The 23098-nt window shown below is 38.9% G+C and carries 20 protein-coding genes; 11 read left to right on the top strand and 9 right to left on the bottom strand.

What is annotated here, in order from left to right; all coding sequences use genetic code 11:
- Positions 1-15: 15 nt before the first annotated feature.
- From MIC7126_RS0114835 to MIC7126_RS0114785, 11 genes are all read left to right on the top strand, one after another.
- Positions 16-1170 carry a glycosyltransferase family 4 protein gene (locus MIC7126_RS0114835; RefSeq protein ID WP_017653943.1) on the top strand — a complete coding sequence of 385 codons (1155 nt, stop codon included), beginning with the start codon at positions 16-18 and terminating at the stop codon, positions 1168-1170.
- Positions 1171-1183: 13 nt separating this feature from the next.
- Positions 1184-2554 carry a hypothetical protein gene (locus MIC7126_RS0114830; RefSeq protein ID WP_017653942.1) on the top strand — a complete coding sequence of 457 codons (1371 nt, stop codon included), beginning with the start codon at positions 1184-1186 and terminating at the stop codon, positions 2552-2554.
- A gap of 716 nt (positions 2555-3270) precedes the next feature.
- Positions 3271-4245, top strand: a complete 975-nt coding sequence (locus MIC7126_RS0114825) for a phytanoyl-CoA dioxygenase family protein (protein WP_017653941.1) — start codon at positions 3271-3273, stop codon at positions 4243-4245.
- Positions 4242-5369, top strand: a complete 1128-nt coding sequence (locus tag MIC7126_RS0114820) for a glycosyltransferase family 4 protein (RefSeq protein ID WP_017653940.1) — start codon at positions 4242-4244, stop codon at positions 5367-5369. Before MIC7126_RS0114825 ends, MIC7126_RS0114820 begins: the two co-directional genes overlap by 4 nt.
- A 213-nt stretch (positions 5370-5582) precedes the next feature.
- Positions 5583-6251 carry a class I SAM-dependent methyltransferase gene (locus MIC7126_RS0114815; protein WP_017653939.1) on the top strand — a complete coding sequence of 223 codons (669 nt, stop codon included), beginning with the start codon at positions 5583-5585 and terminating at the stop codon, positions 6249-6251.
- Complete coding sequence (locus MIC7126_RS0114810) at positions 6252-7034, top strand: glycosyltransferase family 2 protein (RefSeq protein WP_017653938.1); 783 nt, start codon at positions 6252-6254, stop codon at positions 7032-7034.
- Positions 7035-7056: 22 nt separating this feature from the next.
- Positions 7057-8796 carry a carbamoyltransferase family protein gene (locus MIC7126_RS0114805; protein WP_017653937.1) on the top strand — a complete coding sequence of 580 codons (1740 nt, stop codon included), beginning with the start codon at positions 7057-7059 and terminating at the stop codon, positions 8794-8796.
- A 252-nt stretch (positions 8797-9048) separates the two neighbouring features.
- Positions 9049-10452, top strand: a complete 1404-nt coding sequence (locus tag MIC7126_RS0114800) for a GUN4 domain-containing protein (RefSeq protein ID WP_017653936.1) — start codon at positions 9049-9051, stop codon at positions 10450-10452.
- 810 nt (positions 10453-11262) lie between these two features.
- Entirely contained in the window at positions 11263-12735 is a 1473-nt protein-coding gene (locus tag MIC7126_RS0114795; RefSeq protein WP_026100276.1) for a TldD/PmbA family protein, read from the top strand.
- Between the two features lie 157 nt (positions 12736-12892).
- Positions 12893-14233, top strand: a complete 1341-nt coding sequence (locus MIC7126_RS0114790; RefSeq protein WP_017653934.1) for a TldD/PmbA family protein — start codon at positions 12893-12895, stop codon at positions 14231-14233.
- A gap of 252 nt (positions 14234-14485) precedes the next feature.
- A complete protein-coding gene (locus MIC7126_RS0114785; RefSeq protein ID WP_017653933.1) occupies positions 14486-15334 on the top strand; it encodes a DUF2887 domain-containing protein in 849 nt (282 codons plus the stop codon).
- A 25-nt stretch (positions 15335-15359) separates the two neighbouring features.
- On the opposite strand, the gene MIC7126_RS0114780 is transcribed toward MIC7126_RS0114785, so the two are convergent.
- From MIC7126_RS0114780 to mgtE, 9 genes are all read right to left on the bottom strand, one after another.
- Entirely contained in the window at positions 15360-15680 is a 321-nt protein-coding gene (locus MIC7126_RS0114780) for a type II toxin-antitoxin system RelE/ParE family toxin (protein ID WP_017653932.1), read from the bottom strand.
- Positions 15677-15931 (bottom strand): ribbon-helix-helix domain-containing protein, encoded by a 255-nt coding sequence (locus tag MIC7126_RS0114775; protein ID WP_017653931.1) that lies wholly within the window; start codon positions 15929-15931, stop codon positions 15677-15679. Before MIC7126_RS0114775 ends, MIC7126_RS0114780 begins: the two co-directional genes overlap by 4 nt.
- Positions 15932-16046: 115 nt before the next feature.
- Positions 16047-16295 carry a hypothetical protein gene (locus MIC7126_RS0114770; RefSeq protein WP_017653930.1) on the bottom strand — a complete coding sequence of 83 codons (249 nt, stop codon included), beginning with the start codon at positions 16293-16295 and terminating at the stop codon, positions 16047-16049.
- 310 nt (positions 16296-16605) lie between these two features.
- The gene (locus MIC7126_RS30485; protein WP_154655898.1) at positions 16606-16791 is read right to left on the bottom strand and encodes a hypothetical protein; all 186 of its coding nucleotides are present in this window, start codon (positions 16789-16791) and stop codon (positions 16606-16608) included.
- Between the two features lie 251 nt (positions 16792-17042).
- Entirely contained in the window at positions 17043-17900 is an 858-nt protein-coding gene (locus MIC7126_RS0114760; RefSeq protein WP_017653928.1) for an nSTAND1 domain-containing NTPase, read from the bottom strand.
- 19 nt (positions 17901-17919) lie between these two features.
- Positions 17920-18312 (bottom strand): hypothetical protein, encoded by a 393-nt coding sequence (locus MIC7126_RS0114755; protein ID WP_017653927.1) that lies wholly within the window; start codon positions 18310-18312, stop codon positions 17920-17922.
- Between the two features lie 514 nt (positions 18313-18826).
- Entirely contained in the window at positions 18827-19840 is a 1014-nt protein-coding gene (locus MIC7126_RS0114750) for an aspartate carbamoyltransferase catalytic subunit (protein ID WP_017653926.1), read from the bottom strand.
- A gap of 169 nt (positions 19841-20009) precedes the next feature.
- The gene (locus MIC7126_RS0114745) at positions 20010-20567 is read right to left on the bottom strand and encodes a PadR family transcriptional regulator (protein ID WP_017653925.1); all 558 of its coding nucleotides are present in this window, start codon (positions 20565-20567) and stop codon (positions 20010-20012) included.
- A 380-nt stretch (positions 20568-20947) separates the two neighbouring features.
- Complete coding sequence (mgtE, locus tag MIC7126_RS0114740; protein WP_017653924.1) at positions 20948-22285, bottom strand: magnesium transporter; 1338 nt, start codon at positions 22283-22285, stop codon at positions 20948-20950.
- Positions 22286-23098: the final 813 nt, after the last annotated feature.

Here is a 23098-nt window from a genome sequence, read left to right as displayed (position 1 = left end):
TTTTTTAACATAATTATGCAAACTAATATTCTGGTCGGCGGCTCATTTCATGCACCTTTACTGGCCAAAACTTTGATGTCCCTAGGAGAAAATTTCACCATCTACACATCAGCAACTAGAAATAAATTTGGCATAGATGCTAAAAACTACCAAATAAATTTTGTCCCTCTAATCGCTGCAATTATCCAGCGCCTGACTAAAATTAATTTAAGCAAATTCTCTGAACAGGAAGCCATATTATTTGATAATTTAGCATCACTCTTAATGAAACGATGTGATGTTTTATATGGCTGGGCTGGTTATTCATTAAAATCCGCTCAAAAAGCTAAATTAGCTGGTAGTAAATTTGTTTTAGAACGCTCTTGTCCACACATTTTATTTCAAGAGAATATTCTTGAACAAGAAGCTGAAAAATTAAAAATTAAATACATTCCTAAAAGTCAATCTTGGATTAATAGAAGCACTGCTGAATATGAGCTTGCTGATTTTATTGTTGTGCCTTCAAAATATACATATAATTCATTTATAAAGCACAGCTATCATGCCAATAAAATTTTTATTGCTGAACTAGACCACAAAATATCTTTACCACCAGCAAAAACAAGACAAGAAAAAAATGATTTTGTGGTGGGTATGCTTGGTGGATCATTATTAAGAAAAGGGTTTATTTATTTATTAGCAGCATGGAAAAAGCTAAACCTACCTAATGCCAAGCTCTTACTGAGAGCATCAGAACATGAACTTAAACAATCTCCCATTATTTGCGAATATCTCAATACTCTCAATAATGTGGAAATTTTTTCGCATTACTTTAATAACATTAATGAATTTTATCAGCAATGTGATGTTTTTTGCCTACCTTCAGTTGATGAAGGTTTTGGAATGGCGGTGATAGAAGCAATGGCTAACTCCTTACCCGTAATTATCACCGAAAATGTTGGAGCTAAAGACTTAATTGTCAATCAAGAATTTAGTTTTATAATCGAGCCATTTAATAGTGATCAAATTGCCGAAAAAATAGAATTTTTATATAAAAATAGGGGAATAACTTCTCAGTTAGGCGACAAAGCTTATAAATTTGTGCTTGCTAAAGAAAATGATAAAGAAATAGGAGAAATCCTCTATCAAAAACAAATTAAATTACTTTATAAATTACTAAAAACAATCTAAAAAATACTAGATTATGCTAAATTTAGAGCAACAATGGTTAATTTTTTGGCTATTTATTTGGGTGGTTGTGATATGTTTAGTAATTGGCAATCAATGGAGCAAAAAATTTCCTAGTGTAGGTTTACCACTACTTTTTTTACTCAATTTATCTATTATTCATTGGTTTGGAGGTATGATTTATGCTTTACCTTGGTACAAACCACCGTTTAATTTCATCACACCAACTGATGTAATTGTAGGTTTTCAGCAGAGTGTTTATGGTGTTATGGGATTTGGATTTGGTACTACTATTCTAGCGCCAATAATTCTGAATATTTTTCAGCCTAACTGGCTATATGAACTTCCTCGCCAGCCTAACGTAAAACTTGATAAAATTTACATTTTTTTAGGGCTAATTTTCGTCTTTGTTTTATCACCAATTCTCTCCCAATTACCTAGCTTTGCAGCTCTAGGTAACTTAGGTATTTTTTACTTACTTGTAGGTTTGTGTCTAGCTTGCTGGAAAGCTTGGTTCATGGACAATAAATTGGCTTTTTTAGTAGCATTAATAATCGCCTGTTCTTTACCATTTTTTACTACATTAACTGCAGGGTTTTTCGGTTTTGGTGCGACTGGAACTGTAGTTGTCTTGGTCTTTACGTTTACTTTTTATCGTCCCCGATGGCAAATAATATTAATTGGGTTATTAGTTGTTTTATTAGGTTTTTCTACTTTTGTTAATTATCTGCGCGATCGCCACGAAATTCGTGCTACAGTTTGGGGTGAAAAAAGTGCTCAAACCAGAGTTGAACAGTTACAGCAAACAGCTACAAACTTCGAGATATTTGATCCCTTCAATCAAAAGCATTTGCAACTAATTGATTTGCGAATGAACCAAAATGGCTTAGTAGGAAAAGCAGCTAGGTATATCTCCGATGGTATGGTTGATTATGCTCACGGCGAAACTCTAGAACAAGCAGCAATAGCAATAGTTCCTCGTATTCTATGGCTAGATAAGCCAGTTACTGCGGGTAGTGGCGATTTGGTTAGTCGCTACACGGGTATTAAGTTTGCTTTAGGAACGAGTGTCGGTGTTGGCTCAGTTTTAGAGTTATATCTCAACTTTGGTTCATCAGGAGTAATCTTGGGATTCTTAGTTCTTGGGACTATAATCCGAATCATTGACATTATATCTGCATACAAATTGGTTAACGGTAATTGGGTAGGATTTGCTTCCTGGTTCATCCCAGGAATAGCAATGATTAATCCAGGTGGTTCCTTCGTTGAAGTTGTAGGTAGTACAGTTACATCAATAATCTTAATTAAGATTGTTAACCGAGTATATCTATCCAAAGCCAGCCAAAGACAAAGTTTTATACCCCAGTCATATTTTGATTACGACTAAAAAATACTGCGATATGAATAACAGAAAACTAGAGAAAATAAAACCACAAATAACAATAGAAATTTTTCTATTAATAGAGGATATTTTTCTCTTTAATTTAGGTTAAAACCACATAATTATTCAGATTTTTATAAAGAAATAGACAAGATGTTTTATCTCTGAAAAAAATATTTATGTCCTAAGATAACATTTTTCATATTCATCTTAGTTTGTGAAATTAAACGCTACTAATAAATTATTAAATAACTGTTATTTTGCTTTGATAAAAGAAAATATTTTGCTTTGATATCTAGGCAAACACTAATGTAGCACATTATAATCGCACCTGTAGTCAACATGTTTAAGAACTTTTATGACAACCTATGAAAAAGCCTAAACATCTAAAATCTTAGTTTTTTTGAGCATTTTCAGCCGAAAAAGTGGTTTTATCGACTAATTAAACAGAGTTAAGCATGATATACTTGCCAGTGAGGGTGTGTATTTTTAGCCAACAACGGCATCAGTAGTTTGGGAAATTTCAGGATGTAAGCGACTTCAAGTTCGCTATTCAGGGTTGTAAAGAAAGAATAGTGCGTGTAATGCTTACACGTTAGCTTCCTAGAGAAATGTCTTCTACCAAAATGTTTTCAGATTTCGAGTAGTGTACAGTGTTTTCAATGCACCGCACTACAGCAATTTGTTATGGATGAAGCTAAATTAAGAGGGAAAAGTAATCAATGTTCAACACAGATTTCAGCAATTTCGATACAAACCAAATAGTTAATAGCCTAAAAACTCAAGGATATTTCGCTTTTGAGAGCGCATTGAACGAACAATATATCGATGAGTTGCTAGAAGAAATAAACTTTGAGCAAATCTTGTTAAATAAAAATGATGTTGGTGTAGTCATAGCTCAACAGATAAAATTTTTAACTCATTGTCTAGCTAGCTCAAAAAAAGCTTATGACATCATCACATCTAATAAAATTTTGGAAATTTGTAAGGGGTATTTTAATGATAGTTATAAAATAACTAACCATAGAATTTATCAAACCTCTAAAAGCTCACATATGCCTTGGCATACAGATAATAATTTACAAAATGGTAAACAATTATCTAGCAAGCATAATATGCCAGGTTTACTATTTCTTTTCTACTTATCAGATGTTACCAAAAACGCTTTTCAGTATATAGCTGACTCGCACAAATGGTCTTATAAATATGACCATGAAGTTTATCTTAGTGATAGTTATGTCGAGAGTAAATTCAAAAAAGATATCCTAACTTTCCCCATGCCCAAAGGTAGTATCATCTTATGTGATATTCACGGAATCCACAGAGCAGAACCATTTCAAGATAATAATCACAACAGAACTACCTTGCTTTTTCAAGTTGATCAAGTTGGTAGTGAATATGTTGGACACGGAGAAAAAAATTTAGTGAATACTGAATATCTCGATAATCTCACTCCAGAAGTAATGGATTATTTAGGATTTGGATTTAAGAGGAGTTATCCAGCTTTTCCTAACACTTCAGTCTCTACAATGACGCTTCAAGATATCTTAGCTTTACAAAAGCAATTATTGCCCCAAACTGTAGAAGTACTTAGCAAAAGTATAGCTAGAAATATCATCCCTGCTGAATCAATAATTAATGTTAAAAGGTTTTTATGGAATTGGAAATCAAAATCTAGCATTGATCCTAAAAAATGAATATATTGTTGTTAGGTAATTACCAGCCAGATGCAATAACCAGTATGGATATATTTTTGGCTATGCTGGAGAAACACCTGACGCAAAATGGGCATCAAGTGTGTGTTATTCGCCCAAATATCAGGCTTGGTAAGCTTCCTTTTGCCCCTAAATTTTTGCTGAAATGGTTAGGTTATCTTGATAAATTTTGGTTGTTTCCCGCACAACTACGTCCAGCATTATCTTGGGCTGATGTTGTGCATATATGCGATCATGGCAATGCAGTTTATACAAAATACTTGCAGAATATACCCCATGTTGTCACATGTCATGATTTATTACCAATTCGCGCTGGTTTAGGAGAGTTTCCAGAACATCGTCCAGGATGGACTGGTAAAAAGTTACAGCAGATGATTATGAAGGGACTTAACCAAGCGCAAAAAGTCGCTTGTGTTTCTGAACAAACTAAAAGTGACATTTTCCGTTTGAGTTCTTTGTCAGAGTCTGCTGTAACCGTGATTTTTATGGGCTTAAACTATCCCTATACCCCTAAAAGAGCGATAGAATCTCAGCAATATTTACAGGGTTTGGGGATTCCTCAAAATCATCAATTTATTCTTCATGTAGGTGCTAATCATTGGTATAAAAATCGCTTGGGAGTTCTCGCAATTTTTTATCATTTAACACTGCAGTTAAAACAGCCAAAATTTCACCTAGTTATGGTTGGGAAGCCCATGACTGATGAAATGCATCAATTTATCAAAAAGCATAACCTGAATCAACAAGTAATAGAGTTGGTTAACATTGATCACGAAAGCTTAAATTCTCTGTATTCCACTGCAGCGTTTTTCTTGTTTCCTTCTTTTTATGAAGGGTTTGGCTGGCCGATTATTGAAGCACAAGCTTGTGGTTGTCCTGTTTTTACATCCAACCGTCCTCCTATGAATGATGTGGGAGGAGAAGCAGCAATTTATCTAGAACCAGATAAACCGAAAGAAGCAGCATCAACAATTATTGCTCACCTACCAATGTTAGAAACACTCAAAACAAAAGGAATAATGAATTCGCAAAGATTTAATGTCACGAAAATGATTGAACAATACCTCGCACTTTATCAGCAAGCAATCGAAGAAAAACAGCAATAAATATTAGCGGCTATAAAAAATAGATTTAGTTTAAATAGTTATGAAATAAATCCCTTACTTTCTGCATAAGTTGGGGATTTTTATTGTTGAGAAAACCATAGCTAAATTCAGTCTTTTTTGTCTTTTTTTACTGTTGTAAATCGCACTTGTTCAGACTATTTTAATTCAATCATTATTCAGTTGATAAACACTCATAAATTTTCCAAATATCTTATGATTACCCGCTCCTTAAAATCAGCTTATTACTCCCTGCTAAAATACCCCATGCGCTCTAGTGCGTGGTTTTATAAAACTTTTAAATGTCCTCCATCAGGCTTAAAAGTTCATCTTGGGCCTGGACAAGGAAATTATTTATCAGGTTGGGTAAATTTGGATGCTAATTTTATCACATCCAAGATTGATTTATGGGCAGACTTACATCATCCTCTGCCTTTTCGTGATGCATCAGTTAATATATTTTATTCTCACCATGTTATTGAACATTTACCAGATAAACTTTTAGCAAATAAGTTTGCAGAAATGTTTAAAGCTCTTGCTCCTAGAGGAGGAATCAGAATTGGTGTACCTCATTTAGGAAATGCTTGTCATAAATTTGTGCAAAAAGATTATACTTGGTTTTCTAACTTTCCGGAAACTAGAGACAGTATTGGCGGTAAGTTGATGAATTTTATTTTCTGCGGTGGAGAACATTTAACAGCCTTAGATGAAAGCTATTTATCTGAGTTGGCTAAAAAAGCTGGATTTGTAGATATCCAATTTTGTTTACCTAGCAAAGAAACGAATCTTGCAGAATTAGGTATTAATTCACAAGTACTCTCACTGGAACATGAATCAGATATTGAATACCCACATACGGCGATTTTAGAAGCGAGAAAACCATAAATGCTGAAAAATATTACTCCTCTCATTATCACTTATAACGAAGCTGTCAATATTAAACGCACTCTCCAACATCTCACATGGGCAAAACATATCGTCGTCATTGACAGTTATAGTACGGATGAAACGTTAGAAATTGTTGCGTCTTATCCTCAAGTAGAAATATTTAAACGCAAATTTGACACCTTTGCAATACAATGCAATTATGGTCTGCAACAAATTAATTCTGATTGGGTACTGTCGCTAGATGCCGACTATATTGTCTCAGAGGAATTGATTGCTGAAATTAATCAAATTCCTGAATATTCACCAATAGATGGATACTTTGCCAGATTTAAATATTGTATCTTTGGTAAACCTCTGCGTAGTACAATTCTTCCTCCCCGGCAGATTCTTTTTAAGAAAGATAAATCAATTTACATTGATGACGGACACGCTCATTTTTTACAGCTTCAAGGTAAGTCAGCAATGCTATCTGGCTATGTATACCATGATGATCGCAAAGCGATAAATCGCTGGTTTAGCTCACAAATTAAATATTCAGAATTGGAAGCAAAAAAGTTACTAGCGACTCCAGTTTCTCAACTCAAATTTGTTGATCGTCTGCGAAAAACAAAAATTATAGCTCCCTTTTTAATCCTCATTTATTGCTTGATTATTAAAGGTGGAATTCTCGATGGTTGGCATGGTTGGTATTATGCTTTGCAAAGAAGTTTAGCAGAAATTTTCCTGGCTATTAATGTCATGCATAGTGAATTTATTGCTCAGGATAAAAAATCAAATTGATTAAATAAGCAAATTTAAGCACATGTATATACTAGGAATTAACGCCTATCACGGCGATGCTTCAGCTTGTCTAATTCAAAATGGACAATTAGTTGCGGCGGTGGAAGAAGAAAGATTTAATCGCATAAAACATTGGGCTGGATTTCCGGCAGAATCTATCCGTTATTGTTTAGAATCCGCAGGAATTAAAGCGAAAGATTTAGAGCATGTGGCGATATCTTTTAACCCCAAAGCTAACCTCAATCGTAAACTATTATTCACATTGAAACAGCGCCCAGCGCTAACTTCTCTGTTAGATAGATTCAGCAAACAAGGTAAATCTCTCAGTTTTAAGCAGCAATTAGCAGCAGTTTGTGATTGTGAATCTACAGATATTCACGCTATCATTCATAACCTAGAACATCATACAACTCATCTAGCTAGCGCCTTTTTTGTTTCTCCTTTTGCAGACGCCGCTATTTTATCTGTTGACGGTATGGGAGATTTTGTGAGCACACTCACAGCTGCTGGTAAAAATAACCATTTAGAGTATTTCTCTCGTACTCATTATCCCCATTCCATCGGTTATCTTTATAATGCCATCACTCTTTATCTTGGCTTTCCTGCTTATGGAGATGAATACAAAGTGATGGGATTAGCACCTTATGGAAAGCCAGAATATCTCGAAGCTTTCCGCAAAATTATTTATCCTCAAGGTGATAGTTTTGAATTGAATTTAGATTATTTTACCCATCATCAACAAGGCATTGCCATGAAGTGGGATGATGGAGTACCAAAGGTGGAACCTTTCCACAGTGAACAGTTAGAAAAATTATTGGGGTCGGGACGAGAACCCAACGCAGAGATTACTATCAAACATCAAAATATCGCTGCTTCGCTACAAGCTGCCACAGAAGAAATTATTTTTCATATACTCAATCGATTGAGCGATCGCTATCCTTGTGATAATCTTTGTTTAGCTGGTGGTGTAGCGATGAATTCCGTCGCCAACGGCAAAATTATTCAAAAAACTCCTTTTAAAAACATCTACATTCCCGTAGGTGCTGCTGACAATGGTACATGCATCGGGGCTGCTTTTTTCGTTTGGCAGCAAATACTTAAACAACCACGTCAATTTGTTTTAAATCATGCTTATTGGGGTTGTGAGTTTTCTGAAGATGAATATTTGTTAGCATTAAAATCCCACAATTTGCAACCATTACATTTAGAAAAGGAAGCACTGCTAAATCAAGTTGTGGATGCCATTTGTGCAGGGAAAGTAATCGGTTGGTTCCAAGGTAAAATGGAATTCGCCGCTAGGGCTTTAGGTAATAGATCCTTACTCGCTGATCCTCGGCGTGTGAATATGCGGGATATCATTAATCTGAAAATTAAATTTAGAGAAAAGTTTCGCCCTTTTGCTCCTAGCATTTTAGAAGAACGGGTAGACGAATACTTTGAAAATCATACCAAAGTTCCATTTATGGAACAAGTTTTAAAAGTGCGTCCCGAAAAAAGAGCGCAAATTCCCGCTGTCACTCATGTGGATGGTACCGGGCGTTTACAAACTGTCAACCGTTCTACTAATCCTCTTTATTGGGAATTAATTAATACTTTTGCTCAACGCACTGGCGTTCCTCTACTATTAAATACTTCCCTCAATGAAAATGAACCAATTGTGCGGACACCCACAGAAGCTATCCAGTGCTTCTTAAGAACTAACATGGATGTTTTAGTCTTGGGTTCCTATTACGTAGAACGCCAACATAAACTGCCTTCTTAATTCTGTAAAAAATTAGGCGTGGCTGAATTTGTGTATAAAAATAATGGCGTTGCTGATTGGGACTGTGAATTTATTTCACGCGGAGTCGCAGAGAGTAAGAGTTTGAGAGATATTCCTTGGTTTAGCAACGCTCAATAAAAATGTCTTTCTCTAACCTCTAATCCCTAACCCCTCATTTTTCACCCTGATTTTTTTTCAAAATTGAGGTAAGCTGAATCACACTCAAGTTACAACAGCAACAACAGCACTGACATGGTAAAAAACTGGGCACTGGTAATCGGTATTAATGACTATGACTTATTGCAACCCCTCAAGTATGCCCAGCGGGATGCACAATTAATCGAGAAATTGCTTTACAATGAAGCTGGTTTTGAGCGGGTTTTCTTGTTTTCAGATAACTCTCCAGAGATTGCTGGTAAATCGACTCGTCCTGTTCAAGTTAACTTGCGGCGATGCTTGCAAGAGATATCAAAAAATTCTTCTTTGAAAGCGGAAGATAATTTTTGGTTTTTCTTTAGCGGTTATGGAATCAGACACGGTGATGATGATTATCTCATGCCTGCTGATGGCAATCCTGATGATGTGGAAAACACAGCAATTTCTATTAACTATCTCACTGAATGCCTGGGTTGTTGTGGCTGTGAGAATATAGTTTTGATTTTAGATGCTGGTCATCAACTTCACCAGCAAAAAGTTGCAGGAATTGGAGAGAAAACACAACAGTTAGCACATCAGCGGGGAATTATCAGTATTTTGTCTTGTAGTCCCCAAGAATTTTCTTCAGAAATTGAAGCACTGCAAACAGGATTGTTTACCTATGCGTTGTTAGAAGGTTTAGGAATTCAGGGACAATGCGCGAGTGCGAAGCGACTACATCAATATCTGCATTTTCGCGTCTCAGAACTTACTCAACATTATAAGTGTTTGCCACAAACACCGCAGATAGCTCAGTCTCCTAAATCACATTTAATTTTGATACCCAAGTATGCGAATTTATCTGATTTTGCAAAGCAGCAGACACATACTGTTCCTGCAACAATTGAGGAAAATTTAGAATTAGCAGCATTAAGTGTGGGTGCGAAGGTGGTAAACGCGGTACAAACTGCTCAGTTACGGGTGGAATGTAGTGAAACTCAAACTGTCAAGGCGATCGCGCTTTTGCACTCTGAGCAGCATATAGATTATACCAATCTCCGCGACTTATTAGCTGCAGGTAAATGGCAAGCAGCAGATCGTCAAACCCTCGCCTTAATGCTGAAAGTAGCGGGGCGAACTCACGCAGGCTGGTTGGATATCGAGTCAATTAACAACTTTCCTAGTGTTGACTTGGGTATAATCGATCAACTGTGGCTCAAATATAGCCACGGGCGCTGCGGTTTTAGCATCCAAAAAAGCATTTGGGAAAGTATTGGTGGTGATGCTGATGCTGATTATCAGACTTGGTGTGAATTTGGCGATCGCATCGGCTGGCGTCAACATCACAGATGGCTATTTTACTCCGACCTCAATTTTTCTGCAACCCCTCCCCTCGGTCACTTTCCCGCCGCCGCCTCAGTCAATCTCTTGACATTTAAGCAAGGTTGGACAGTGGGATTATGTTCTTGCTTAGTGGGATTTTCGGCTTTAGCTTCGAGATTGACAAAATTTAACTCATGAAGCGAATAGGCGATCGCACTTTATAATCCCATTGTTCTTAGGTTCGTACAATACCTTTTATTGCTTCTCATGCATTGATTACCGTATCTACCCTAGATTTTTCTTGTTTGATTTTTGCATTTACAATATCTACTTTTTAATATTATTAAAATCTCTATCAATTTCGCGCCGATTACATAAACCTCTAAATAATACCAATTCACAAAAAAATTAATACAGATAGATTTCTCGTAGGGGCACGGCACTGCCGTGCCCCTACCAACCTGTTTGTATCATTATTAAAGTGAAATAGTATAAAAGATGATTTATAAAGTAAAGCTTAAATAGTAGGGTGCGTTACGCGTTGCTTTAACGCACCGCTTGATCATGGTGCGTTACGGCAATATATACTGTCGCTCATACTCAAATCCTGACACTGCCGTAACACACCCTACGGGTATACCTCATTAGACCGAAAAACGCTATATAAATTATCTTTAAGCAAAAAGACATATTGCTTTCTCATTTAAGTAAATTCAGCAAGCAAAAAGACATATTGCTTTCTCCAAACTCAGTTTGCTTTCTCATTTAAGTAAATTCAGCAAGCAAAAAGACATATTGCTTTCTCAAACTGGGGTTTGCTTACTCATTTAAGTAAATTCAGCAAGCAAAAAGACATATTGCTTTCTCATTTCCCCTAATTGAGAGTGAGGTTATCCGTAAAATCAGTTCTGGCGTGCAATTACTGGTCAAGATATAAAATTTGTTAGAGTGAACACACCAGGATTTTTTCAGTCAAATCTCTGATAACGCCAGCAGACGAGGCTATTCATGCTTACAAGTACCTTACTTCTCTCGAATCAACTCCCTACCTTACAATATTCTTCTACTTCAGAACGATTTGATGACACATGGGAAGCCCCAATGGCTACCCTCTTAGGACTGGGACGCGCCGCTGGCGCTGATTTTATTGAATTTTTCCTAGAGCGCCGTAACTACATCAGTTGTCTAGCCGAAGAAGACGCCATCACCAGCATCTCACCAAGCCTAGCCACAGGTGCAGGAGTCAGAGTCTTTCGCAACAAAGCCGACTGCTACGTCAGCACCAATGACCTTTCATTTTCTGGATTGAAAGCAGCTTTAGAAAAAGGCCTTTCCATCCTGGGATTACAACTACCCGCACCCAACGCATTTATTCCAGAAATCAACCTAGAATTATTACGCGACTACGCCACCAAAAGAGGAAAAGACGGGTGGTTATCTTTGTGTAGTTCTATCCGAGAAATGGGAGAAATTCTCTTAGATGGTACTGGTCAGTTAAACAAAAAAGCCAGTCATGTGCAATCCCGCCGCGCCACCTACTTTCGAGATTGGCAAGAAGTTCTAGTCGCCGCCAGTGACGGTACCTTTGCGCGCGACATTCGCCTCACCCAATCAGTAGGATTTAACTTGTTGTGTGCAGATGGTGCTAACCGCACCTCCATTGGTGAGCGCGCTGGTAACACTAGTGACGCCAACTTTTTAAGAACTTGGGATTATCAACAAGCCGCCGAACACATAGCCGAATCAGCCGGCAAAATGCTCTACGCCGATTACGTAGAATCAGGCACGTACCCGATTATCATGGCTAATCACTTTGGTGGCGTGATTTTCCACGAAGCTTGCGGACACCTATTAGAAACCACCCAAATTGAACGCAAAACCACACCCTTTGCTGACAAAAAAGGCGAAAAAATCGCCCACGAAAGCTTAACAGCTTGGGATGAAGGGCGCGCTGACAACGCCTTCGGCACAATTGACATGGATGACGAAGGTATGCCGGCACAAAGAACCCTGTTAATTGAAAAAGGCGTGCTCAAAAACTTTATCGCCGACAGAACAGGTTCCGTACGCACAGGACATCCCAGAACCGGTAGCGGACGTCGCCAAAACTATACCTTCGCTGCTGCTAGCCGGATGCGGAATACATATATTGATACCGGTGAATACAGCGTTGATGATTTATTTACTTCCGTTGATAAAGGCATTTATTGTAAAAAAATGGGTGGCGGTAGCGTCGGCGCCACAGGTCAATTTAACTTCGGTGTAGATGAAGCTTATTTAATTGAAAACGGCAAAATTACTAAACCATTAAAAGGTGCAATTCTCATTGGTGAAGCCAAGGAAATTATGAACAAAATTTCCATGTGTTCCCAAGATTTAGAACTTGCACCCGGCTTTTGCGGTTCAGTTAGCGGCAGCATTTACACCACAGTTGGACAACCCCATATCAAAGTTGATTCCATCACCGTCGGCGGACGCTAAAAGTTTTGATAGGTTTGTAGTAAGCACTTTAGTGCAAAAGTAATGAAGGACTAAAGTCCTTACTACGAACATCAATCCCTACAAAATTACTTTATTGGTTCTATGAAACTTCATAGAAGAGTTAGGGAATAAAAAATTTCACAATCCAAAATTGAGTATGCCTAATATCCACGAAATCGCTACCTATGCCAAGGAAAATGCTGATAAACTTGGCATTAAAAAATTTGACATTTACGGTTCAACTGTCGATGAAACCAGCGTCCAAGTAGACCAAGGTGAGCCCAAACAAGTCAAAGCTTCTAACCGTTCTGGTGTGACAGTGCGTGTTTGGAATGAAGAAAATACAATGGGTGTCACCAGCACCACAGATGTAGACCCTAAAGGATTAGAATTAGCATTAAAAACAGCTTACGAAGCTAGCTTTTTTGGTGTTAAAGAAAACGTCCCTGATTTTAGTCCCGAAGCGACTATTCCTATTGCGAATACACCCCACGATAAACCACCCCAAGCACCCGTAGCCGAACTTATAGACAAATTGTTGGTAGCTGAAAAAGAATTACTATCAGTTCACCCAGCAATTACAGGTGTCCCCTACAACGGTTTAGCACAAAGAGATATTGATAGATTTTATCTCAACAGTGATGGTGCAGCGAGAACCGAATCTCATTCATTAGCATCAGTTTATCTTTATAGCAAAACCGAAGAAGAAGGTAAAAAACCCCGCAGCGCTGGCGCGGTGAGAATCAACCGCAATTTAGAGAATCTAGATGTCAACGGTTGCATCCAAGAAACCGCCGAGAAAACTATTAGCCACTTGAACTATGAAAAAATCAAGTCTGGTAAATATCAAGTTGTCTTCTCCGCTGAAGCTTTTTTAAGTTTGTTGGGTGCTTTTTCTAATTTGTTTAATGCTCAAAGCATTCTCGATCATCAAAGTTTATCTCAGCCTGAAGATTTAGGTAAACAAATTGCTTCACCTCTGCTTTCTGTATACGATGACGCACTGCACCCTGCTAATATTGGTGCAGAAACCTTTGATGGTGAAGGAACACCCACTCGTCAGATACCGCTAATTGAAAAAGGCATTTTAACAGGCTTTCTTCACAGCGCAGGCACAGCTAAAAGATTAAATGCCCAGCCCACAGGTAATGCTAGTATTGGCGCTAAAGTTAGCGTCAGTCCCAATTTTTATCACGTTTTTAGAGCCGCAGAACCTGAGCAAGAATTCAGCTTAGAAACTGCAGAAAATGTAGTTTTAATTGATGATTTACAAGCTCTCCATGCAGGAGTAAAAGCCTTACAAGGTTCTTTTTCTTTACCCTTTGATGGGTGGCTAATTAACAAAGGTGTGAAAACTAGTATTGAATCAGCAACAGTTGCTGGTGATTTCTTAGAACTCCTCAAGTCAATTAGTTGTGTAGAAAAAGAAGTGGAATTAACACCAGGAGGAGTTGCTCCTAGAATTTGGGTGAATGAATTGTCAATTACTGGCGAGTAATTAAAACTTTGTAGAGATGCAAAATTTGCGTCTCTACAACAAATCAAAATTATTACTATTCCCTATTCCCTTTGCTGTTTGTTTTGTGGAAGTGAACGCTACTTAATTAATAACTCTTGTATAGCCACAATATAATATAATGAGAGCGATCGCCATTTCTAGAAGTTGCGCGTATTGCGATCGCAAAAGAAGAATCACGACAAAAACGCACATTTGCTGGTAATATCTTCCCAAAGTTTAGACAAATGTTCCATGCGTCGAGATTCGATATTTTATAAGCTGTTTCAACAATTCCCCAGTTTGTTATTTGAACTATTGACAAATCAGCCAGAAAATGCAGAGGAATATAAGTTTGATTGTGTAGTAGTCAAAGAGCCGAAATTTGAAATTGACGGAGTATTCCTACCACCACCAAGCGAAAGTCCGGGTGTAGTGTATTTCTGCGAGGTGCAGTTTCAGAAAGATGAAAGGCTTTATGAAAGAGTATTTGCCGAATCCTATTTATATTTCTACCGCAACCGTGACAGGTTTAGTAATTTACAAATAGTGATCATTTACCCATCCCGGAGTTTAGAACAAACTGATATTAATCCTTATCTGAGTCAACTTAATAGCCCCCAGGTAAGTCGAATATATTTAGATGAGTTGGGAGATATTCGCTCTTTACCCCTATGGGTGGCGTTGATGGTGCTGACTACTCTGGAAACAGAACGCTCTATCGAAGAAGCAAAATATTTGCTAGCAAGGAGTCAGCAGGACATACCTCAAGCAGGAAATCGTGCCATCATAGATTTATTAACCACGATCATGGTGTACAAATTTGAAGGTAAAAGCCAAAGGGAGGTAGAGGAAATGTTAGGAATTACACTCCAAGAAACACGGGTTTATCGGGAAATTATGGCAGAGGGAGAACAAAGAGAAAAATCCCTCATTTTACGTCTATTATCCCGGAGAGTAGGAGAATTGCCTCAAGACGTGCGATCGCAAGTTGAATGTCTCCCTTTAGAACAATTGGAAAATCTGGGGGAAGCGTTGCTTGATTTTACCAGCATGGCAGATTTAGATGTTTGGTTGGAATCTTTGAGTAGCGATCGCCCCTGAAGTTTTCCCAAAATGCGATCGCCCCTTATCCCTCACCATCCAAAATGCTGCTGATATCTTGTGTTGCGTATAAAATTCGCACAACCTCGATGGCATCCTCCCGTACAATGTAAAAAATCAGGTACTTCCTGTAATGCTTCACAGCCCACTTTCGTAATTCCTGTAAACGAGGATTGTTAACGGGATAGCTACTACCCACTCCTGACATTGTGGCAAGTTGGGCTATAGTCATACGAGCCGAGTCGAAGAAATGCAAGGCAGCTTCAAGATTATTTTCTGCAATGTAGGTAAAATGGTTATCTAAATCTTGGCTTGCCTTGGGCGTGATGATGATGCGTTTTGTCATGCATCTGACTGCTGAAATTGTTCAATTAGCTGAGTGCGCTTCTGTTCCCACCAATCATCGGTTGCAACGATTGCTTTTCCGCTGTCCAATCCCTCCAGCAGCAGCGCCTCTACTCGCTTTTGCTGGGCAACCCGCGCCTGTTCCCGCAAAATTAATTGATAGATATACTCATGCGGTGAGTTAAAGCCTTCTGCTTTAGCTTGCTCCTCGACAAACGATTGAACCTGCTCTGACAGAGAAATGTTTAGCATTCGCAACTCACCTGACGATATCGGGTTATCTGTCTATAAATTATAGTTATACAACGAATAAAAGTGCGATCGCCCTTGATGTTTTCTCCAAAGTGCGGGATTAAAACCTGATAACTCATGGGCGAGGGGGAATCTGGAGTCGATGACGCAGTTCTTCTAACGCTTGGGTAGCGGGAAGTCCTTCACCGCGATCAAACTCAGCTAATCCCTGCTGAAGGCTAATGATGGTTTCCAGGGTGTCAAGTTCAAGTTCAGCAGATTGAATAGGATGCGTTTTGAGGAATTGCAAAAATTGCAGCAGTGGTAGTAAGAGTTCATCTGAAGTTTTTGCTAGTTCCTGTAATAAGAGTTCGCGTGTCGTCATGATGGCGATCGCCCTTTCTAGAATTTGTTCTTAGTATACCAATCGCGCTTTTCCCCAATACTTAAATGTGAAGGCGGAAGCTGCTACAGCAAAGGCAGAAGCTGCTACAGAGTGCGCGAAACACTCAAACGTGAAGACAGAAGCTGCTACAGCAAAGGCAGAAGCTGCTACAGACTGCGCGAAACACTCAAACGTGAAGGCGGAAGCTGCTACAGACTGCGCGAAACATTCAAACGTAAAGACGGAAGCTGCTACAGAGAAGATAAAACAAAGAAATGTATCGATAGAAGAAGAGTTTTAATCCCCATGATCAAGTCCTGGCGATCGCACAATTATATGAAGGTGTGGTCTTGGCACCAGCAGCAGAATAGTTGATAGTGCGATCGCCTTTTCTAGAAGTTGTTCTCAGTATACCAGTCGCACTTTTGCTTAAGGTGCGATACCTACGGTAAGCTACGCTAACGCTTTTGATGTTTTCCCCAAAATGCGATCGCATCTTGCCTAGATTTAAATGCAGAAAGCGACAATTTTGCTTAAAAACTCAATGGCTAAATTTCGGCTTTTATCTCTACGAATAATATAGTAGAGGTCACTAAATGAAGATGCACAGATATAGCCTTCAATCTGTCCCTGTTCAACAAAGGATACTACTGTTCATTGGTGTCAACTTAACGTGAAATCGATGTCCCGCCTCAGAATGAATTCTGAGTCTAATAGTAAAAGTAATCTAAAGATGACTAAAAATTCTCAAAAATCCTCAGTCAATCCGGCTGCAAATGTCACCCCTAATTTTTGAGCAGGTTTTTCAATGACTTGTGTTAGTTCCTCCCGATTCATCGGCCCCAGCTTCACATCCGCATTTTGCAAAACATCAGCAAAGGGACGATAGGAGAGAGCATTTCCCAAAAAATCTGCCCGCATCGTTGTTACCAACACCGTAGCCGATGAAGATAAAGAAGTCGGAGTTTCTAAACTGGCTAATAAGCAATCGAGAAACTTACGGCGAATCTCCTGATTGTTACAGAGAGTATAAATTTCTTCAAATTGGTCAGCAATCAGTAGCAGCCGATGATTAGGGTGATTTTGCTGAATTTTTCTGAAAACATCTGCTAGAGAAACAGTGCTATTAAACAAGTAGCCCGCTAGTTTTCGTGTTTGAGCAATTTGGTCAGTTTGATCTAACTCTGGTGCATAAAGAGGAATAAGCGCCTCAGCTAAAGCATAAAATGGTACAGCACCAGGACGAAAATGAGTAAATTGCCAATGTCCTGCTTTTTGTAATTTAGGAACTAATCCCGCTAATACCACCGAAGATTTACCGCTTCCTGATGCGCCTAGCACCGGAATAAAATTATGGGTTTGAGTTGCACTATAAAGTTCTGCGATAAATATTTCCCGCCCAAAGAAAACATCTGCATCATTGGGGCCAAAATGAAACAACCCGCGATAAGGACAAGGGAGATATTCATCAGCAACATCAACAGATGTAGGTTTTACCTCTTCTCTGTAGTAGAAATAGTTGTAGATAACGTTGTGATCGCCAACTTGAGCGCCCTTGACTTCTGCTTGAAACTCGGCATGGTTTTGGGGAATATCTCCAGTCATTTAGATACTCGCTTGGCTTTTAGCTAAATGTATTTGTTTGTGTGTTGCGATCGCCAACTTGAGCGCCCTTCACTTCTCCTTGAAATACTGTGTTATACTTGCCTGTTGCTGATTCTTCCGGCTTTTCTTGTTTGAGTAATTCCTGCGCTAACTTAATAATTTCTGCATCCTTGTCAACGCCTAAACTAATTAACTCTTCTTTGAGCAATGCTTTAACTGCTTCTGAATCCAGCTTTTTCTCATGCTTGTCTACAATATTGCTATCATCTTCTTTACCCTGATCAGCAAACTTCTGCTTAATCAAGCTTTTCAACCCCTGATAGGCATCTTTAACTGCTGTTCCAGCCGTCTCTTTAGTAGCAGCGATCGCACCAGCACCCAAAGCAGCAAGAATCACAGAAATAGGTTCCATTGTTAATCCTCAACAATTGGTAATATTTATATTTGACGTTTAGAGAATATTTAAAAAGCGTATTTTACTCTTATATTTACCACAATGAAGCATTTGTAGTCTATGGCTAAGAACTTATTTTTCCTGGTGTTTAACAAAATTTCGTGGGTTTAAGTCCCCGGATTCTAAAATCCGTAAGTTTTGTGGTGGGGTCTAAATCCCCATTACAAAACGTAATTGCGAATTGCGAATTGCGAATTGCGAATTGGTTTAACAAAATTTCGTGGGTTTAAGTCCCCGGATTCTAAAATCCGTAAGTTTTGTGGTGGGGTCTAAATCCCCATTACAAAACGTAATTGCGAATTGCGAATTGCGAATTGCGAATTGGTTTAACCCAAGACATAACAGCAAAAATATGCTTTTGTGATTTTTAAAATATCGTTTTATATAGCGTTTCCCAAGCTAATAAGGTACACCCGCCTACACGCGACGAGATAATTTTATACTGCATCTGATTGGGAACCGCTATAAATCATTAAGTTTTACCGCTACCAATCAAATATAGTAACGCCATCCGCACCGCCACACCGCTAGTAACTTGTGATTGAATCAAGCTAAATTCTGGATCATCCATCAAATCCGAGCTAATTTCCACACCCCGGTTAACTGGGCCGGGATGCAAAACTTTCACATCAGATTTAGATAATTTGAGTTTGCTGCGTGTAATTCCAAATAGTTGATGATATTCTCGCAAACTTGGTAATAAATGTGCTGTCATCCGCTCTTTTTGTAAGCGCAGAGTCATGACAAAATCAGCATCGCGTAAAGCTGGTTCTAAATGCCAATGTAGAAATATTTGGGGAATTGGAGATGAGGATGTTGCTGATTTTTGTTCCGAGAAATAATCAGCAAATAATTTAGGTAACAAAGTCGGTGGTGCTGCGAGATGGACTTCAGCGCCGCTAGCAGCTAAACTCCAAATATTAGAGCGCGCGACACGAGAATGTAAAATATCCCCAACGATCGCTATTTTTTTTCCTTTTAATAGTTCGATGCGGGGATTTGTCGGCTCGATGAGAGTACAAATGGTAAATAAATCTAGCAATCCTTGGGAAGGATGCTCATGTTGACCATCGCCAGCATTGAGGACACTAACGCGCACACCTAGACGATCCATTTCCTGAGCGATCGCATTTGGTACACCTGCTTCTCGATGGCGAATCACCATGATATCAGTTCCCATCGCCAAATAAGTCTTAGCCGTGTCAAGAATTGTCTCGCCTTTGGTCATCGAAGAAGTTGACGCCGCAAAATTCAGTGTATCTGCACTCAGGCGCTTGGCTGCAATTTCAAAACTGCTGCGAGTCCTGGTAGATGGTTCAAAAAACAAATTCGCCACCACTTGTCCTTGTAAAGTCGGGACTTTTTTTGTCCGTCGTGATAGCACTTCCTGAAAACTAGCCGCAGTTTGCAACACAGTGTCATATTCAGCGACGGTAAAATCAGCCAGAGAAAGAATGTGATGACGATTCCAGGTGGTACTAGGCATAAACAAGTATCAATTTTTTACGTAGAGTCACGGTTAAATGCTTCTCTACAGCTTTTTAATTTACATATGTTCGGCAATGATACCATCTGTCTTCTATCAAAATGGACATTAGGCGCGGGGACAATATAGGTTAAGTGTTCCCTGTTCCCTGTCATATCAAATAACAAACTTATATCTTTTCTGCCATCTGGTTGAGTTTAGCTAAAGTTTCTTCACACCACGTAATTAATGCTTGAGTCACATGTAATTTATAGCTAGATGTCATTAACCAATAATTAACATTTGAATTATCCATCTCCTTTATATTGATGTCTTCGGGAATTGTTTGATATTTTTGGAGCAATTGCTGTTGCTGTTTTTGGAATTGTTCTACATGGCGAATGTTATCAGCTATGCTCATTTGTTGCCCAAAAAACAGTTTTAATAAAATCTCGATTCTGTCTACTGGTGGCTCTACTGGTTCTGTCAACCACTGCTGCAATTCGTTGAGACCTTTTTCTGTGAGCATATAGACATGGCGGTCTGGCTTACCCATTTGTGGCTTAATTAGTTGAGTCGCCAGCCCTTCGGCTACAAATTGTTTGAGAATAGGATAAATTTGTCCATAACTCTCACTCCAAAAATTGCTGGTACTGGTTTCAATCTTTTTTTTGATGTCGTAACCAGACTGAGGGCCAAAACTTAATATACCGAGGATGGCGTACTTGCTTTTATTTTCTCTTGGCATTACTATTGCTCAGGCATATTTTTTAAAGATATAAATTATGAATTTCTGTATACTAACGAAGCTAGCAAAAGCGTAGCTTTTACTGATAATTTGCCACCAATTATCGGCGTTGTTAGAAGTAGTTGACCCTAAAAATTTTGTAATTGCGAATTCGTAACTACAAATTATACAAATTCAATTAACAAAGATGATTCATCTTTAGGTAGAGACGTTAAATTACAACGTCTCTACAGTGAGCTATTTGTCACATTCTGCTTGCCAACGGCGATAAGATACTTACACCCTGAAAAAATTTTGCGTGTCTGATTTCTGCAAAGGCGCGATCTCATAATCTCATTGTAAGTGTTTGTGGGTAAAATTTGATTCTTACCCAAGGAAACTCACGCTGGTAGATGAAACACGTTCAAAGCTAGGGAAATCAGACTTAAAAAGGTCAAAAACCCGATAGTGTCGAGCATTGTCGTCACTAAAGGCCCGCTGACTAAAGCCGGATCTAATTTGAGTCGTTTCAGCGCCATCGGTAACAAGGTTCCCAAAGTCACAGCCACAACTGTGTTTGTAGCCATTACCATTCCCGCAATTAAAGCTACCCATCGTTCTTGAGGTTTAGCCCAAATCAAGGACAGCATAATCATCGTCAAGGACAAAGCTAAGGCTGTACCTAAACCAGCACAAAGTTCTTTGCGGAGAATTTTCAGAGTATCTTTAGGGGTGACTTCACCAACACCCAAACCGCGAATTGTCACTGTTAAAGCTTGAATCCCGACGGTACCGCCAGTATTAGAAAAAATCGGCATAATTACTGCTAAAACGGGCACAGCAGCGATCACTGGTTGAAAAGGAGCGATCGCACTAGCTGCACCAATATACAGCGCCATGATGCCTAATAGCCAAGGTAAACGCTTGCGAATCGTCACTCTGGGAGCAGACAAAGCCGCTTCATCACCACTTACACCCGCCAGTTTTTGGATATCTTCTGTGGCTTCTTCCTCCAAAATATCAATCACATCATCAATTGTGATAATCCCAACTAAGCGATCTTCCCGGTCTACCACCGGGATAGCGATTAGGTCATAACGCTTCATGACTTGGGCGACTTCTTCTTGGGGAGTTTCCGTCTTCACCTTAATGACGCGATCGCTTGCTATGTCTCTAATTAAAACTTCCGGGAAAGTGAATAACAATTGTCGCAGAGAAACCACACTCACCAAGGTGCGATTATCGTCTGTTACATAAGCATAATAAATCGTTTCTTTGTCTTCATCCTGACGGCGGATTTTGCTCAAGGCTTCACCTACAGTCAATCCTTCCCGTAACCGCACATATTCGGTCGTCATCACGCGTCCAGCGGTACCTTCGGTGTAACCGAGAATGGTCGCTGTGGCTTGTCTTTGTTCGGGACTCAATTCTTGTAATAGCCGTTTGATTACCCCTGCGGGTAGTTCATCAAATAATTCGGCGCGTTCGTCAGGACTCATGGCCTCCACAAGCTGTACAACTTGAACATCATGTAGGGAATTGATTAGTTCTTCTTGTACTTCTGTAGGTAGATATTCAAAGACATCTATTGCTTGAGCTTTGTTGAGCAGACGAAAAGCGATCGCCCGTTGTTTTTTGGGTAATTGTGTAATGTAGTCCCCAGCATCAACAGGTTGTAGATGATTTAAATCCCATTTGAGCTGATTGAGGTCAGAATTACGAACATCCTGTATGAGCATAATACCTCCTATAGTCTCCCCTGCCCTGGGAGACTATCTCGCCAGGTCAGAGGAGGTTGATACTACCGTCTTGTGGACTGTGGTCCATAAAATTCAACAATTCAATATCGATATCCAATCAGGCATCGCTAAGTCATAATACTAACCCGGGATGGTGTTATCCGGTAGATGCAAGTATTGGTATGTATAACCAGTGTTATTACACACTCGTAGCCAACTTAATCGCCCTGATTTATGTTTAGTTAGAGTAGATTTTACTACTGTTACAATCTGTGTCAACCCAATAACCAGATTTACTGACAAACTTTACAGAGTTAAAATATTTACAGCGATTCAAGTAGTTTTTGTGCAGTTATTTAGCGTATAATTGTGTAATTTTACCTAAAATCGCGGGTCTACTTCTAGTAATTACTAGTATAAAAGTCTTATGACACCAGCAAACTCTGTGTCTTCGCGCCCTCACACTGTCAACTAAAGGATGAAGTATGAAGTATGAAGTATGAAATCAACCCACCCATCAGAGAATGAGGCTTGAACTAGGGAAAAAGTTTGATTTTTTCGCCCACGATTCCACTCGGCTTGTACAAATTCTTACTTCATCCTTTCTTCGGTCAATGTCAGTTCCCTGTTACCTTTTTGCTGATTGCCCATTGCTATCAAAATATCACAACAAATCTACTGTCAAACTTCTAGCTGTAGGATGAATTTCGAGCAGGTAGCAGTATAATTTCCTGCACAAAAAAAGCGGCATTGCTGAATCATGGGATGAAAATTGATATATTTAGATCTTAAACTGTTTAGCTTCTCTGCATC

The sequence above is a fragment of the Fortiea contorta PCC 7126 genome (assembly GCF_000332295.1).
GTDB lineage: Bacteria > Cyanobacteriota > Cyanobacteriia > Cyanobacteriales > Nostocaceae > Fortiea > Fortiea contorta.
This window is presented reverse-complemented; position numbering and strand designations above follow the sequence as displayed.

Bases quoted from the DNA above. Each gene is read 5' to 3' on its own strand.
- MIC7126_RS0114835 (WP_017653943.1), top strand. From the start codon at position 16: ATGCAAACTAATATTCTGGTCGGCGGCTCATTTCATGCACCTTTACTG.
- MIC7126_RS0114830 (WP_017653942.1), top strand. From the start codon at position 1,184: ATGCTAAATTTAGAGCAACAATGGTTAATTTTTTGGCTATTTATTTGG.
- MIC7126_RS0114825 (WP_017653941.1), top strand. From the start codon at position 3,271: ATGTTCAACACAGATTTCAGCAATTTCGATACAAACCAAATAGTTAAT.
- MIC7126_RS0114820 (WP_017653940.1), top strand. From the start codon at position 4,242: ATGAATATATTGTTGTTAGGTAATTACCAGCCAGATGCAATAACCAGT.
- MIC7126_RS0114815 (WP_017653939.1), top strand. From the start codon at position 5,583: ATGATTACCCGCTCCTTAAAATCAGCTTATTACTCCCTGCTAAAATAC.
- MIC7126_RS0114810 (WP_017653938.1), top strand. From the start codon at position 6,252: ATGCTGAAAAATATTACTCCTCTCATTATCACTTATAACGAAGCTGTC.
- MIC7126_RS0114805 (WP_017653937.1), top strand. From the start codon at position 7,057: ATGTATATACTAGGAATTAACGCCTATCACGGCGATGCTTCAGCTTGT.
- MIC7126_RS0114800 (WP_017653936.1), top strand. From the start codon at position 9,049: ATGGTAAAAAACTGGGCACTGGTAATCGGTATTAATGACTATGACTTA.
- MIC7126_RS0114795 (WP_026100276.1), top strand. From the start codon at position 11,263: ATGCTTACAAGTACCTTACTTCTCTCGAATCAACTCCCTACCTTACAA.
- MIC7126_RS0114790 (WP_017653934.1), top strand. From the start codon at position 12,893: ATGCCTAATATCCACGAAATCGCTACCTATGCCAAGGAAAATGCTGAT.
- MIC7126_RS0114785 (WP_017653933.1), top strand. From the start codon at position 14,486: ATGCGTCGAGATTCGATATTTTATAAGCTGTTTCAACAATTCCCCAGT.
- MIC7126_RS0114780 (WP_017653932.1), bottom strand. From the start codon at position 15,680: ATGACAAAACGCATCATCATCACGCCCAAGGCAAGCCAAGATTTAGAT.
- MIC7126_RS0114775 (WP_017653931.1), bottom strand. From the start codon at position 15,931: ATGCTAAACATTTCTCTGTCAGAGCAGGTTCAATCGTTTGTCGAGGAG.
- MIC7126_RS0114770 (WP_017653930.1), bottom strand. From the start codon at position 16,295: ATGACGACACGCGAACTCTTATTACAGGAACTAGCAAAAACTTCAGAT.
- MIC7126_RS30485 (WP_154655898.1), bottom strand. From the start codon at position 16,791: ATGCGATCGCATTTTGGGGAAAACATCAAAAGCGTTAGCGTAGCTTAC.
- MIC7126_RS0114760 (WP_017653928.1), bottom strand. From the start codon at position 17,900: ATGACTGGAGATATTCCCCAAAACCATGCCGAGTTTCAAGCAGAAGTC.
- MIC7126_RS0114755 (WP_017653927.1), bottom strand. From the start codon at position 18,312: ATGGAACCTATTTCTGTGATTCTTGCTGCTTTGGGTGCTGGTGCGATC.
- MIC7126_RS0114750 (WP_017653926.1), bottom strand. From the start codon at position 19,840: ATGCCTAGTACCACCTGGAATCGTCATCACATTCTTTCTCTGGCTGAT.
- MIC7126_RS0114745 (WP_017653925.1), bottom strand. From the start codon at position 20,567: ATGCCAAGAGAAAATAAAAGCAAGTACGCCATCCTCGGTATATTAAGT.
- mgtE (WP_017653924.1), bottom strand. From the start codon at position 22,285: ATGCTCATACAGGATGTTCGTAATTCTGACCTCAATCAGCTCAAATGG.